This is a genomic window from Staphylococcus sp. EG-SA-14 (genome assembly GCF_017151935.1).
Lineage (GTDB): Bacteria > Bacillota > Bacilli > Staphylococcales > Staphylococcaceae > Staphylococcus > Staphylococcus aureus.
The window spans coordinates 25,041-39,441 of sequence record NZ_JACVZM010000006.1; the positions used below are offsets into that span (position 1 = coordinate 25,041).

General features: G+C 33.6%; 16 protein-coding genes. 5 read left to right on the plus strand and 11 right to left on the minus strand.

Going from position 1 to position 14,401, the window contains the following annotated elements:
* Window positions 1–4: 4 nt before the first annotated feature.
* The 3 genes from mvk to pta form a co-directional block, all read right to left on the minus strand.
* Window positions 5–925 carry a mevalonate kinase gene (mvk, locus tag IDG63_RS05640; protein ID WP_000197034.1) on the minus strand — a complete coding sequence of 307 codons (921 nt, stop codon included), beginning with the start codon at window positions 923–925 and terminating at the stop codon, window positions 5–7.
* Between the two features lie 586 nt (window positions 926–1,511).
* Complete coding sequence (locus tag IDG63_RS05645) at window positions 1,512–2,348, minus strand: lipoate--protein ligase family protein (protein WP_000362356.1); 837 nt, start codon at window positions 2,346–2,348, stop codon at window positions 1,512–1,514.
* 2 nt (window positions 2,349–2,350) lie between these two features.
* Window positions 2,351–3,337, minus strand: a complete 987-nt coding sequence (gene pta / locus IDG63_RS05650) for a phosphate acetyltransferase (RefSeq protein WP_000774281.1) — start codon at window positions 3,335–3,337, stop codon at window positions 2,351–2,353.
* A 167-nt stretch (window positions 3,338–3,504) separates the two neighbouring features.
* On the opposite strand from pta, the gene hemQ reads away from it, so the two are divergent.
* The 3 genes from hemQ to IDG63_RS05665 all read left to right on the plus strand — a co-directional run bounded on the left by hemQ (window position 3,505) and on the right by IDG63_RS05665 (window position 6,035).
* The gene (gene hemQ / locus IDG63_RS05655; RefSeq protein ID WP_000075714.1) at window positions 3,505–4,257 is read left to right on the plus strand and encodes a hydrogen peroxide-dependent heme synthase; all 753 of its coding nucleotides are present in this window, start codon (window positions 3,505–3,507) and stop codon (window positions 4,255–4,257) included.
* Window positions 4,258–4,805: 548 nt separating this feature from the next.
* Window positions 4,806–5,570, plus strand: a complete 765-nt coding sequence (locus IDG63_RS05660) for a threonine/serine exporter family protein (RefSeq protein WP_000354088.1) — start codon at window positions 4,806–4,808, stop codon at window positions 5,568–5,570.
* A 12-nt stretch (window positions 5,571–5,582) separates the two neighbouring features.
* The gene (locus IDG63_RS05665; RefSeq protein WP_000498572.1) at window positions 5,583–6,035 is read left to right on the plus strand and encodes a threonine/serine exporter family protein; all 453 of its coding nucleotides are present in this window, start codon (window positions 5,583–5,585) and stop codon (window positions 6,033–6,035) included.
* A gap of 140 nt (window positions 6,036–6,175) precedes the next feature.
* On the opposite strand, the gene IDG63_RS05670 is transcribed toward IDG63_RS05665, so the two are convergent.
* From IDG63_RS05670 to IDG63_RS05685, 4 genes are all read right to left on the minus strand, one after another.
* Entirely contained in the window at window positions 6,176–7,660 is a 1,485-nt protein-coding gene (locus tag IDG63_RS05670) for an APC family permease (RefSeq protein ID WP_000412514.1), read from the minus strand.
* A 120-nt stretch (window positions 7,661–7,780) separates the two neighbouring features.
* Entirely contained in the window at window positions 7,781–8,149 is a 369-nt protein-coding gene (locus IDG63_RS05675; protein ID WP_000765183.1) for a DUF423 domain-containing protein, read from the minus strand.
* A gap of 132 nt (window positions 8,150–8,281) precedes the next feature.
* Window positions 8,282–8,659 carry a DUF5327 family protein gene (locus IDG63_RS05680; RefSeq protein ID WP_000934515.1) on the minus strand — a complete coding sequence of 126 codons (378 nt, stop codon included), beginning with the start codon at window positions 8,657–8,659 and terminating at the stop codon, window positions 8,282–8,284.
* Window positions 8,660–9,316, minus strand: a complete 657-nt coding sequence (locus IDG63_RS05685; RefSeq protein ID WP_000455256.1) for a uracil-DNA glycosylase — start codon at window positions 9,314–9,316, stop codon at window positions 8,660–8,662. It lies immediately after the preceding gene.
* A gap of 183 nt (window positions 9,317–9,499) precedes the next feature.
* Between IDG63_RS05685 and thiD the strand changes: the two genes are divergently transcribed.
* On the plus strand, window positions 9,500–10,330 hold the full coding sequence (gene thiD, locus IDG63_RS05690) for a bifunctional hydroxymethylpyrimidine kinase/phosphomethylpyrimidine kinase (protein ID WP_001185462.1): 831 nt from the start codon (window positions 9,500–9,502) through the stop codon (window positions 10,328–10,330).
* Between the two features lie 506 nt (window positions 10,331–10,836).
* Window positions 10,837–11,004 (plus strand): C1q-binding complement inhibitor VraX, encoded by a 168-nt coding sequence (gene vraX / locus IDG63_RS05695; protein WP_000587958.1) that lies wholly within the window; start codon window positions 10,837–10,839, stop codon window positions 11,002–11,004.
* Between the two features lie 200 nt (window positions 11,005–11,204).
* Here the strand turns inward: vraX and IDG63_RS05700 are convergent, their stop codons facing one another.
* From IDG63_RS05700 to IDG63_RS05715, 4 genes are read right to left on the minus strand one after another with little or no spacing between them, the layout of a single operon-like run.
* Window positions 11,205–11,474: a hypothetical protein gene (locus IDG63_RS05700; protein ID WP_000671099.1), complete on the minus strand. Its 270-nt coding sequence runs from the start codon at window positions 11,472–11,474 to the stop codon at window positions 11,205–11,207.
* A gap of 2 nt (window positions 11,475–11,476) precedes the next feature.
* Window positions 11,477–11,842, minus strand: coding sequence for a protein VraC (locus tag IDG63_RS05705; RefSeq protein ID WP_001165058.1), 366 nt, complete (start codon window positions 11,840–11,842; stop codon window positions 11,477–11,479).
* Window positions 11,817–12,956: a thiolase family protein gene (locus IDG63_RS05710; RefSeq protein WP_001070676.1), complete on the minus strand. Its 1,140-nt coding sequence runs from the start codon at window positions 12,954–12,956 to the stop codon at window positions 11,817–11,819. The genes IDG63_RS05705 and IDG63_RS05710 overlap by 26 nt, the downstream gene beginning before the upstream one ends.
* A gap of 1 nt (window position 12,957) precedes the next feature.
* Window positions 12,958–14,334, minus strand: a complete 1,377-nt coding sequence (locus IDG63_RS05715; protein WP_001100833.1) for a long-chain fatty acid--CoA ligase — start codon at window positions 14,332–14,334, stop codon at window positions 12,958–12,960.
* Window positions 14,335–14,401 lie beyond the last annotated feature (67 nt).

The following is a 14,401-nucleotide window of genomic DNA, read 5'->3' on the forward strand; positions in this document are numbered from 1 at the left end:
CGCATTAACCTCCTAAATTCTCAATCCAAGTATGTGCTGCACCAGCTTTTTCTACAGCTTTTACAATATTTTTCGCTGTTGGTAAATCTTTGGCAAGCAATAACATACTTCCACCACGACCAGCGCCAGTAAGTTTTCCAGCAATCGCACCATTTTCTTTACCAATTTTCATTAATTGTTCTATTTTATCATGACTAACTGTCAACGCCTTTAAATCCGCATGACATTCATTAAAAATATCCGCTAAGGCTTCAAAGTTATGATGTTCAATCACATCACTCGCACGTAAAACTAACTTACCGATATGTTTTACATGTGACATGTACTGAGGGTCCTCACAAAGTTTATGAACATCTTCTACTGCTTGTCTTGTTGAACCTTTCACACCAGTATCTATAACAACCATATAGCCGTCTAAACTTAACGTTTTCAACGTTTCAGCATGACCTTTTTGGAACCAAACTGGTTTGCCTGATACAATCGTTTGCGTATCAATACCACTTGGTTTACCATGTGCAATTTGCTCTGCCCAATTAGCCTTTTCAATGAGTTCTTCTTTCGTTAATGATTTCCCTAAAAAATCATAACTTGCACGAACAAAAGCAACCGCGACAGCTGCACTCGATCCTAATCCACGTGATGGTGGTAAATTCGTTTGGATCGTTACTGCTAGCGGCTCTGTAATATTATTTAATTCTACAAAACGGTTCACCAAAGACTTAAGATGGTCAGGCGCATCATATAACATACCATCGTAAACATCGCTTTTAATAGACGAATAGTTCCCGCTCTCTAAGGCTTCTATTAAAACTTTGATTTTACCTGCGTTAAACGGTACTGCAATAGCAGGCTCTCCAAATGTAACAGCATGTTCTCCTATTAAAATAATCTTACCTGTCGATTCCCCATATCCTTTTCTTGTCATGTCAATATCACCTTTTATATTTATCCTATACTTGATTCATTATTTTTATTTATTAGTAAAAGACATCATATTCTAAGTTGCATACGCATTCGCGTTAAATTTCATTGCAGTCTTTATCTCACATTATTCATATTATGTATAATCTTTATTTTGAATTTATATTTGACTTAACTTGATTAGTATAAAACTAACTTTCGTTTACTTCAAAGTTTAAATCTTATCGAGTGATATTTCAGATTCTTTATCTTTTTATAAAATAGCCCTACAATTTATAATTTTCCACCCTAACTATAATACTACAAATAATAATTGGAATATATAGATTTACTACTAAAGTATTAGAACATTTCAATAGAAGGTCGTTTCTTTCATAGTCATACGCATTATATATACCCTATTCTCAATCTATTTAATACGTAAAACATGAAATTTTCTTATTAAATTTATTATTTCCATCATATCATTACTTTTAATTTAATGATGTTCAATTTAAATATTAGGTCAATAACATATTTATGCTTTTTATGGATACTTTCAAAAATAACAGCCCCAAACGATAACTTGAAAGGGGCTGTTAAATATTTAACTATTGCATTTGATCTATCATTTTCTTGTTTCTTTCAATCATTTTATCAAAATACGTATCGTATCTTTGCCATTCTTCTTGAGTAATGGGCGTCATATTTAATACACCGCCAAGATCTTTGATTGCATATAATAGTAAAAACATTACATCTTGAACAGTAATCGTTTTGTTAAGCAATGTCTCTAATGAGGCCATACAAGATGGTTCAATTTCAGGATATTTAAATTTAGTCACTTCACCTTTTAAAGCATGTTCATAAAATGTTTGCATCATCAATGCACGTTCTGAACCAGAGCCTTCAACACAAAGATAAATTTGTACAGCAATACCGCCTCTAACTCTTCGTTGCGATATGCCTGCAAATTTCTTACCATCGATACTTAAGTCAAATTTTCCTGGGCAATAAGAATGTTCAATTTCCATCGTATCAATATCAACATTCTCATCTTCGAACATTTTGCTAATTAAGAGATACATCACAGTAAACGCTTCATCAATCGTTGTTTCTGTTTGTCCTTTGAACATCAGCGATATATTTAATACACCTTGATCTAGAACGACACCTAAGCCACCAGAATTTCTAACAATGGCATTATAACCAATCTCATTCGTTAAATAATCAATGCCATCTTTTAAAAACGGCAATCTTGAATCATGAATACCAAGAATAACAGTATGTTGATGAATCCAAGTACGCACAACATTATCTGATATATCTTTGCCCACACTTTCGCAAAATGTATCATCGAATGCGAAAGATTGCATAGGTTCTAATCCAGAAGAATGATCGATATATCGCCAGTTGACGCCATTAAAATATTTACTCGCTAAATCCATCGTTATTGTAAGGCTTGCGCTGCTGTAATAATTGAAAGATTGTATACATCTTCAATTGAGCAGCCACGTGATAAGTCATTTACTGGAGAATTTAAACCTTGTAATACTGGACCAACTGCATCATATCCACCTAAACGTTGTGCAATTTTGTAACCAATATTACCAGCTTCTAAACTTGGGAATACAAAGACATTTGCATCACCTTGTAATTTAGCACCTGGCGCTTTTTTCTCAGCAACACCTGGTACAATCGCAGCATCAAATTGGAATTCGCCATCAATGATTGCTTCTAATTTTTCTTCTTCAGCTTTTTGTTGTGCTAATTTGACAGCTTCTTGAACTTTTGTCACGTCGTCTGATTTAGCAGACCCTTTTGTTGAAAAGCTTAACATTGCAACTTTTGGATCCATGCCAAAGCTTAATGCTGATTTTGCACTTTCTACTGCAATTTCTGCAAGCCCTTGTGAATCAAGTTCTGGATTGATTGCACAATCACCAAAGATGTATTGTTCATCACCTTTAATCATAAAGAAGATACCTGATGTTCTTGATACACCTGGTTTCGTTTTGATGATTTGTAAAGCTGGACGCACAGTGTCTCCTGTTGAATGTGCTGCACCACTAACTAAACCATCTGCTTTACCAGCATAAACAAGCATTGTACCGAAGTAGTTCACATTGTTTAATAATTCTTGTGCTTGTTCTTCAGTCGCTTTACCTTTACGTCGTTCAACAAATGATTGAACTAATTCAGCTTTCAATTCACTTGTCGCAGGATTAATTAATTCAATATTAGAAATATCAAGATCAAGTTTTTGCGCTAAAGATTGAACCTTAGTCTCATCACCTAACACGATTGGTGTAACATAATCTGTTGCTTGTAATTGTGTTGCAGCTGTTAGAACACGTTCGTCCTCTCCTTCAGGTAATACGATTTTAACGTTTTTACCAGAAAGTTTGTCTTTTAATACATTTAATAAATCAGCCATAATGTCCTCCTGTAATATAAATCTTATTAATCATTCACGGTATAATTATACGCCATTTTATTTCATAATACCACGTCACCAATTTGTAATCATAATTTTATCGTTACCCCTTTGCTTTATGATAAAATTTATAAAGAACTGATGATTTTTGAAAAGGAGCGATAAACATGAGTCAAGCAGCCGAAACATTAGATGGTTGGTATAGTCTACATTTATTTTATGCAGTTGATTGGGCATCATTACGTCTAGTTCCAAAGGACGAACGCGATGCACTTGTCACTGAATTTCAATCATTTTTAGAAAATACAGCAACTGTAAGATCATCAAAATCTGGTGATCAAGCTATTTATAATATAACTGGTCAAAAAGCAGATTTGTTATTATGGTTCTTACGTCCTGAAATGAAGTCTTTAAATCATATTGAAAATGAATTTAACAAATTGCGCATTGCTGACTTCTTAATCCCTACATATTCATATGTATCAGTCATTGAATTGAGCAATTATTTAGCTGGTAAATCTGATGAAGATCCTTATGAGAACCCTCATATCAAAGCAAGATTATACCCAGAATTACCACATTCTGATTATATTTGTTTCTATCCAATGAACAAACGTCGTAATGAAACTTATAACTGGTACATGTTAACTATGGAAGAACGCCAAAAATTAATGTATGACCATGGTATGATTGGTAGAAAATATGCTGGCAAAATCAAACAATTTATTACTGGTTCTGTAGGGTTTGATGATTTCGAATGGGGCGTAACATTGTTCTCAGATGACGTATTACAATTCAAAAAAATTGTATACGAAATGCGCTTTGATGAAACAACAGCACGATACGGTGAATTCGGTAGTTTCTTTGTAGGACATCTTATTAACACAAACGAATTCGATCAATTCTTTGCGATTTCTTAATACATTGGTACGTTTATAAATTAATAAAAAAATTCCAAGCTTATCGGTTTAAGCTTGGAATTTTTCGTTTATCTTCAGTATATTCCCGTATACATAAGACGTGATTTGGTAAATAGTTGAAATCTGTATGTTTAAACTTATATATATGTGCTAATGTATTATCAATAACAAAGTACACTTTGCTCATAGCAAAGTGTACCCGAGTAGTCTTCCTTGGGAGAACTTTAACTACTATCACTACATATAAACGTTAACCTCAATAGAAATTATACAGTCGCTACTCTATACAATTTTTGTAATGGTTAACTAATATTATTTTAACCTATTTGAAATATTTGAAACATATTTTTGTCGAATTTTTTTCAATAATTTTTCCTTTTTATACTTCAAGAGAATTTTAACTACTAAAAATTCCAATGATTATTATTACAATAGTATCAAATATTAGTTTTTTAAAATCAATAACAACTTATCAAAAAGCTCATGTGGTTATTTTATAGTGTATAAACTATAATGAGTATTAAATTCTTATAAACAATGGTGATGAAATGGACATAAATTCAGAAGAATACAAACAAGAGGTACTTATCAAAGACGTTGTCATGCTTGCTGCTCGCATACTATTAGAATCTGGTGCAGAAGGTACGCGTGTAGAAGATACCATGACACGTATTGCAAAAAAACTTGGTTACAGTGAAAGTAACAGCTTTGTTACAAACACTGTCATCCAGTTTACGTTACATTCGGAATCGTTTCCTAGAATATTTAGAATTACCTCTCGAGATACAAACTTAATAAAAATTTCGCAAGCTAATAAAATTTCGCGTCAAATTACAAATAATGAAATTTCTTTAGCCGAAGCAAAAACACAACTTGAAAAAATATATGTTGCTAAGCGTGACAGCAGTCTTCCCTTTAAAGGTTTTGCTGCAGCAATGATTGCAATGAGTTTCTTATATTTACAAGGTGGTAGATTGATTGATGTTTTAACTGCGATATTAGCAGGTAGTCTAGGATACCTAGTCACTGAGATTTTAGATCGCAAGTTACATGCACAGTTTATCCCAGAATTCATTGGTTCATTAGTTATTGGGATTATCGCCGTTATTGGACATACACTTATCCCAACAGGTGACTTGGCAACTATTATCATTGCGGCAGTCATGCCTATTGTTCCTGGTGTATTAATAACAAACGCAATACAAGATTTATTTGGTGGACACATGTTGATGTTCACAACGAAATCATTAGAAGCATTGGTTACTGCGTTTGGCATCGGTGCTGGCGTTGGTAGCGTATTAATTTTAGTATAGGAGTATCAGACTATGTTTTGGATCTTAAACTTTATCTTTAGCTTTTTAGCTTCAATGTTCTTCTGCGTCATTTTTGATGCACCTAGAAAATTATATCTATCATGTGGTTTCGTTGGTACATGTGGATGGATGGTTTACACCTTATTCTTCAACGGCTTTAATGTGCACACTATATACTCTAGTTTCTTTGGTAGTTTAGCATTAGGCTTGTTAAGTCATTATATGGCTCGTAAACAAAAAGAACCTGCCATCATTTTTATGGTAACGGGTATCATTCCATTAGTACCTGGTGGCTTAGCATACGATGCTACAAAAAATTTAGTCTTATTAAATTTCAGCACAGCAATAAATACAATGTTAGAAGTAACACTTATTGCAGGAGCCATCGCATTAGGTTTATTATTCGCCGACCAAATTTCTAAATTAATTGTTTCTGGGTTCGTGAAATCTTTTAAACGATTATAAATATTGTTAGAATTGGCTCAGCCCAAACTATTAGCAATTATATATAAGGTTCAGCTGCCTCGTCTTAAATGTCAATTTATAATACAAAAAATCGCACGATACGCCTCCGAATGAAGAAGGTATATTGTGCGATTCTTTTATTATTTAGTTTTTTCTTTTTCAGGTTCTTCAATCATATCATCAACTTCATTTTCACTTCTATTTAAAATCAAGCGACTTAATTCATCATTATCCATATTTTTCAATTTAGGATATCGAATCACAAAGAATATTAAACCGATGATTAACCATCCAAGTAATGCAATATAAGACGGTGCAGTCAGTGCTGCAGGAGAACCTGGCACTAATAACAACGCTAAGAAAATGAATGATACAAATGAGCCGATAATAGCAAACGTTTTGTAAACCGGTGCATACGTATTACTTTGTTTGTTATAACTGAATAATTTCGCTGCAGACAAACATGTAATAAAGTAGGCAATGGATACACCTGTAGATGACATATCTACAATCCAAGTCAATGCAGTTCTTCCTAGCCAAGGTGCAATTAACGACACACCTACTAGGAATATGATTGCGACATATGGTGTTTTGTATTTACTATGTAATTTACTAAACATTGTTGGCATAATACCTGAACGTCCCATAGAAAATAACAAGCGACTTGAACTCATCAAGAATCCATTTAAACCAGTAAATATACCCATCATAATTGCAATTGCTAATACACCTAATCCAATATAACCAAATGCTGTTTGTGTAACAGCACCTGTTAACCACAACTGCCCATTTAAACTTTGATGACTTGTTGATAACCAACCAGTGTATAAAATCATGACAACATAAGTTAATGATGCTGCTAATAAACTGTACACGATAAGCTTAAATGTCTTGTTTGGTGCAAAGTTAAACTCTTCTGCTGTTTGTGGAATATTATCAAATCCAACATATGCCCATGGTGCCACGGATACAATAACCACAATAGACACTAACCATCCTTTGCTAGGTTCAGCTAACGGTTGTAAATTTTCAAGTGCAAAATTATTACCAAAGAATGAACCAAAGAACATCAATAATACGACGATTACCATCGCCACACAGAAATAATATTGTAATGATCCAGATACACTTGCGCCACGAATCGTTACTAGCATGAATACAAGTAGTAATACGGTCGCAATAATGATTTCCGTAATATAAACGTCCCAGCCCGCAATGGTGTATAGTTTCCCATTATTTAAGACATCTGGCAATAAGAATTTAACTAGTAAACTGAATGCGGTCGCATTTAAAGCAACGACACAGACATAACCAAAAGTTAAAAACCATGATGAGAAGAAACTCACATATCTGCCGAAACTTAAGAAACTAAAGGCAAACGCGCCCCCTGATACTGGAAATCTCTCTACTAATGCGCCATAACTAACCGCAATTAATATCATTAATAATGCACCAATAACTATACCAATTGATGCTGCAATCGGACCTGACTGCTTAATCCAGTCTCCTGGTAAGATGAATGCGCCCCATCCGATACATGAACCATATGCAATCGCCCATACAAACTTTTCAGATAGGTTTTGTTTTAAATCGCCTCTATCTATTTGCTTATTCTTTTTTTCCATAAATAAAAACTCACCTCGAAGGTATTCTATACCCAAAAGATGAGTTTGTAACTCTTTTTCTTGATTATTTTTATTAAAAATTTAATGTTTAGTTACATAGGTAATCTAAAGTTTTAAAATTTAACCAGCAAATTTGAATGTCGCAATGATTAACATTATCCATCCAATGATGAACAATACGCCACCAATTGGCGTAATCGCACCTAAAACTTTAATTTGAGTTAATACTAAAATATATAATGATCCACTAAAGAAAATAATACCAGCAAATATTAACCAGCCAGCCCAGTTAACATTGATTGAAGTTGTACCACTAATTACACCTATAATTAATAATGCTAAGCCATGGTACATTTGATACGTCGTTGCTTTTTCCCATACTGATAAATAGTGATCACTTATTTTTCCTTGTAAACCATGCGCACCAAATGCACCTGTACCGACAGCCATCATCGCGTTTAATGCACCTAAAATAATAAATAATTTCATTGCTACCTCTCCTTATATAATTCAGTATTAATAAATGTTTAAATCCGAACACTCGAATAAAAGTATATGCGTCTTGATTATTAACCTACATACTTAACAAGCTATTAAGTAATTATGTTTCATTGTTGCTTTTTAAAAATCAAATATGGATTCACCATTGCCAATGTCATCATCTGTCGCTAATCTTTGTTGTTGGTTTGAAGGTTGTGAATATGACTTATGATGATGTGCTGAATGCGTATTTACTTTACCACCCATCGCTTCAATTTCAGCAGCTGTCACTTGATGAGTTGGCTGCGTTATTTGTGATTGTGGCATTTGATTATGGTTAGCAATACGACGATTCATTTGTTGTTCACCAATATGTGGTGTATTTGATGTTGAAGCATATAAAGATGTTAATATATGTATGGCATACATATGTTTTTCAAAGTCATGGTCATGCTGTGCCTGCTCTGCTTGTACTAATTCTTGCTCAATTCGTGCTATTAAAGTTTCTCTATTCAACATCTACGCCTCACTTTCACACCAATTAATTGGTGATTTTCCTACTGACTCTAAATAGGCATTCGCTTTGGAATACGGTTTTGATCCAAAGAATCCTCTATATGCAGACAGTGGACTAGGATGCACTGATTTTATAATACAATGTTTAGATGTATCGATAAGCTTTATTTTTTGCTGTGCAGGTTTCCCCCACAAAATAAAGACAACATGTTCTTTATAATCAGACACTGCTTTAATAATTTCATCAGTAAATGTTTCCCAACCAATATCACGATGAGAATTTGCTTCACCCTGTCTTACGGTTAAAACTGTATTCAATAACAAGACGCCTTCTCTTGCCCAATCTTGTAAATGCGGTGTTTGTCTAACGCATCCAATATCATCTGCTAATTCTTTATACATATTACGTAAAGATGGAGGGAATTTTGCGTTAGGTTGCACTGAAAATGCTAATCCATGTGCTTGGTTTGGACCATGATACGGGTCTTGTCCTAATATAACAACTTTGATATTTTCAAACGGTGTTAAATCAAACGCTTGATATATATTTTCCCTATCAGGGTATACGATTGCAGTCGAATATTCTTTTTCTAAAAAATCATGCATAGCTTTAAAGTCATGTTTCGTTGTTATGTCATGAAAAATTTGCGACCATTCCATTCAATCTCACCTCAGGACATATTTTAACATATCACACTTATCTAAAGTGAATGACATTTTCAAAAGTTACAATAGTATGAATGATTCATTTCAACAATCATCAAATATTGAATGCTTAATATTTTTCAATTAGGTTAAAAATGATATGATGAATACAATATTATTATGTAGGAGTGAAGCTCAATGGCTTTAAAGAAAGTTTTAACAATTGCCGGTTCTGACACAAGTGCTGGCGCAGGTATGCAAGCAGATTTGAAAACGTTCCAAGAATTAGATACGTATGGCATGGTCGCTTTAACTGCCATCGTTACTATGGATAAAGATACATGGTCACACGATGTCACACCATTACCTATGGACGTATTTGAAAAGCAACTTGAAACGGCTTTATCAATCGGACCTGATGCTATTAAAACAGGTATGTTAGGTACTGAGGAGATAATCAAACGTGCTGGAGAAGTATATGAGGCATCTAATGCACAATATTTTGTAGTAGATCCTGTCATGGTTTGTAAAGGCGAAGATGAAGTGCTTAATCCTGGAAATACTGAGGCGATGATTAAATATTTACTACCTAAAGCAACGGTAGTGACACCAAACTTATTTGAAGCGGGTCAATTATCAGGATTAGGTAAATTAAATTCAATTGAAGATATGAAAAAGGCTGCAACAATTATCTTTGATAAAGGCGCACAGCATGTCATCATTAAAGGTGGCAAAGCTTTAGATCAAGATAAATCGTATGACTTATACTATGATGGTCAAACATTTTATCAACTAACAACAGACATGTTCCAACAAAGTTATAACCATGGTGCTGGTTGTACATTTGCTGCGGCAACAACTGCATATTTAGCTAACGGTAAGTCACCGAAAGAAGCTGTGATTAGCGCGAAAGCTTTCGTCGCTTCTGCTATTAAAAACGGTTGGAAAATGAATGATTTTGTTGGTCCTGTGGATCACGGTGCATACAACCGTATTGAACATATCGATGTTGAAGTAACAGAGGTTTAACGATTAGGCGGTTCATCTATAAATCAACATTATTAGCCACACCACTTAAATTGGGTATGAACTCAATTTATGTGATGTGGTTATTTTTTTATAATCATCATGCTCTGTATATAATTTAAATTTGAAAGTTACATATAAGCGTTATTAGCTTTTATTGAAAATTTCATACATATCGAACAATACATACAAATATTTCCTATACATCTACATCTATGACTAAATAACCCTTTATTTTCAAGATGAACTTAAACTCATCTATATGCTCAATACCTCTATCATTATCATTCTTTTGCGATAGATGCCTCTCTAATCATATATGTTATATTTCCCAAATGACTGCCAGGCGACTCTATAAATATATATTTATTTAGAACTTTTATACATAAATAGTCTTAGTAAATCATACGTTCTATGTCTGATAAAAAGTTGATACTTAAGGTTGATGTCACACATAAAAATGTTATTTATAATATAACCATAGAGTAGCAAAGGAGGTAATATAGGTTATGATTATTTATCGACAGTATCACCATGAAGGCGCACCAGTTTATGAAATTATAACCAAAACGTTTCAGCATGTTTCAATTAAATGTGACGATTCATTTAGTGATACTGAAATATTCAAATTGCTCTCTTTATTACAAGACGATATAGATCATATGAAAGTTAGTTAAATTGACTAATCGTTCCAATAATCCAGAATTTATTAAACATTGATATAGTTGTTATTATTATTTTAGATTAATGCATCCCCGTGCAAAGAAAGAAACGTAACCTATATTCATCTCTGTTCCCAATAATAATAACAATACATAACTGATATTAGCTGTCCTTTCATCTCCTAATTAATATGCGTTCATGCAGCTAATATCGGTTATTTTTTTGTGCTCAAAGAAATTTTTATTTTAATCTCTCCATCGTCATTAATTGCTATAATTTCGTGTTCGTGTTGTTCAATGAATTCGATATTTTCATTTATTAAAATAGGTTTAACGTAGTTAATTTGACACTGGTTTGTCTCTAATGACATAGCCATCAGCATCATTTGACTCACTAATTGTCCTGGCACAATCTCATTATGTATTGGATTATCATCATTTACGAGCGCCAAATATTCATTTATCCATATCTCATTAAACTTCATCTCTACTTCATCGCCTTAATAAAAGTTTGTGTAACCGTTATGACATGTTGATCATTTTTAGTTAATGTTAAAGCCATTGTATAACGTGTGATATTGCGAGTCTGTCGGCATTCAATATCTTCTAAATGCCCTACATATATTGTGTCTACTTCTATCTTTTGAGTTTGATTAATTGCTGATTTTGTTAAAATCAGTTCGCTATTTGCATATTTTTTAAATAAATCAAATTTTGGCCATAATGACGCACACATTAATGGTGGTACTTCTTTTCTATAAGGTTGGTTAAAACACTGATAATATGCAGCCACACTATCCTTAGAAAATGACACATTTAATCGCTGGTTAGAATCGAGTAAATAATGCTGCATTTCCTAGACCTCCCCCTATCCCCATAGATGCAATCATAGTCTCTTTGTCAAACATATAAAATAATCGAGTCACTAATTGGGCACCGCTTGCACCGTATGGATGACCTGATGCTAATGCACCACCCCATATATTTAATTGCGTATTTGAAATATTTAAAGCTTGTTGGCAGGCAACTACCTGTGCACTGAACGCTTCGTTAATTTCAATGACTTCAATATTTTCTATCGTTAATTGATTTCTTTTTAGTAAGTTGGAAATGGCTGGTACTGGACCAATGCCAGGAAAATTAGAATCAACACCTACCGTAACACCATCTTTAAATAATAAACCATGCTCGAAACCTAATTCGTATGCCATATCTTTTTCCATAATAAGCAATAAAACTGCACCATCATTTTTCATACAACTATTCGCAGCGGTAACGGTCCCACCTTTGATCACGGGCTTAAATCGGCCAAAGTTATCTTTCGGAATATGTGATTTTAGACTTTCATCAGTGTTGAATATTTCTCCTTTAACGGTTATAGGTAATATTTCCTGAGAAATATTTCCATTCTTTACATTTTCCGCTGTCAATTGATGACTTCGATAAGCAAATTCATCTTGTAATTCTCTTGAAACATCATACATCTTGGCCACATTTTCAGCACCTTGAATCATTGATGGGTCGCTCATTTCAGGTGCAAATGATGCACGCTCATAAAACTCAGGTAATGCTGTTTCGTACACAGAATGCGGTCGTTTGATTTTCCAAGGTGCTCGACTTGTACTTTCAACACCACCTGCAATATATACCTTGCCAGCTCCGGCTTGGATCATGCGACATGCATATTGAACACTTTCAAGTCCAGACCCACATTGCCGATCGATTGTGACGCCAGGTATTGAATCTTTAAGCCCCGCTTCAAGCAATGCTTTTCTTGCAATATTGCCACCATTCCCAACAACATTACCTAAAACTACATCATCTATTTTAGATATTACCTCTGGATACTTCTCTTTAAAATGTTGGAATAAAGGTTTAAGCAATTGTTCTGGCTCTAAATGTTTTAAAGTGCCACCATATTTCCCAAATGCAGTTCGTTTAGCTGCAACTATGACTGCTTGATTCATATTATAATTCACCTCTCAAATACATCGACATCATTTTTTCTCTAGCAATTTTACCACTTGCAGTGTAATACATCTTTTCTACATGATGAATCATCGATGGAATTTCATAGCGTTTCACTTTCTTTTTTAAAAATTGTTTTACATTTTTATGTGTAAGTGTCACATCACCAGAATAAAGCAATACGCCTATTTGACCAAAACGCTCATTTGGAATACCGATGATAATTGCTTCATCAATGCTCGAAGATTGCGTTAAAAGGCGTTCAACATGTGCTGGATATATATTTTGACCACCAATAATTAACATATCCTGTTGACGTCCCGTTAAATATAAATACTGCTCTTTTACATAGCCATTATCATTAGTAACAAACCATTCATCATTATTTATACATTGTTCACTTACATAGCCACTAAACATCATATTACTTTTTATACAAATAGTTCCTATACCATTGTGATCGTGATTCGTTGTTTTCAATTCCACATTTGGAAATAGCACACCTACTGATTCAACTGGTGCTTGCTGATTCAAGTTATAGCTGATAAAACTGGTTTCCGATGTACCAAAAAATTCAATCAAATTTATGTCATTTGCTTGATTTTTTATCTTTTTAAAAATAGAAGAATGCAGCTTATCTTCACTGCTAAAAAATGATTGGATTGTATGTTCATTGTTGTAAACTAACAATAATGATTTAATCATCGTTGGAACAAGAAACATAGCAACTTTGTATGATGATATTTTATGACATTGATTAAGTAACTTTTCAGGATGAAAAGTGGTCTGTCCTATAAAAGTACGACCGGAACTTAAAGCAAACAATAACGCATATAATGTTAACGAGTGCGATAGTGGTCCAGGGGCTGCTATTGCATTTTCATTTTTTAACATCAACATTTCATTAACTTCAAAAGAAGCCAACCATGAATCTTCATCACGATAATATGCTTTTGGCAGTCCAGTTGTCCCTGAAGTAAAACCAATATGTAATAAATTGGGGTAGTGCTGTAATTGCGTTGAATCAATAAACATCGGTGAGTCTATATTCTGCATGAGACCTGTATCTCCAATTACATCTTTAATACCATATTTTTCAATCAATTGACGATGTATAGTACTTTGCCATTTACCTTCCATCATCATAGGCACTTTATGTAAACGATGCAAAGCTAAATAACAAATAATACTTTGCACCGGTGATTTCATATTAATAGCAACGACAGGGTTAAGTGAATATTTCTGCAAAGATTCAACTGCGCTAGTGATGCGGGCATTTAGTTGACTATATGTAATTGTTTCATCATCGATATGTAATGCTATGTCATTAGGTTTATTTTGAGTATGTGTTTTCAACTGTTCTAAAATTACGTTCATCAATATCCCTCACTCAATGTAAACTTTAAAATACATATTGTTAACATTATATAATGAATAAGTATTT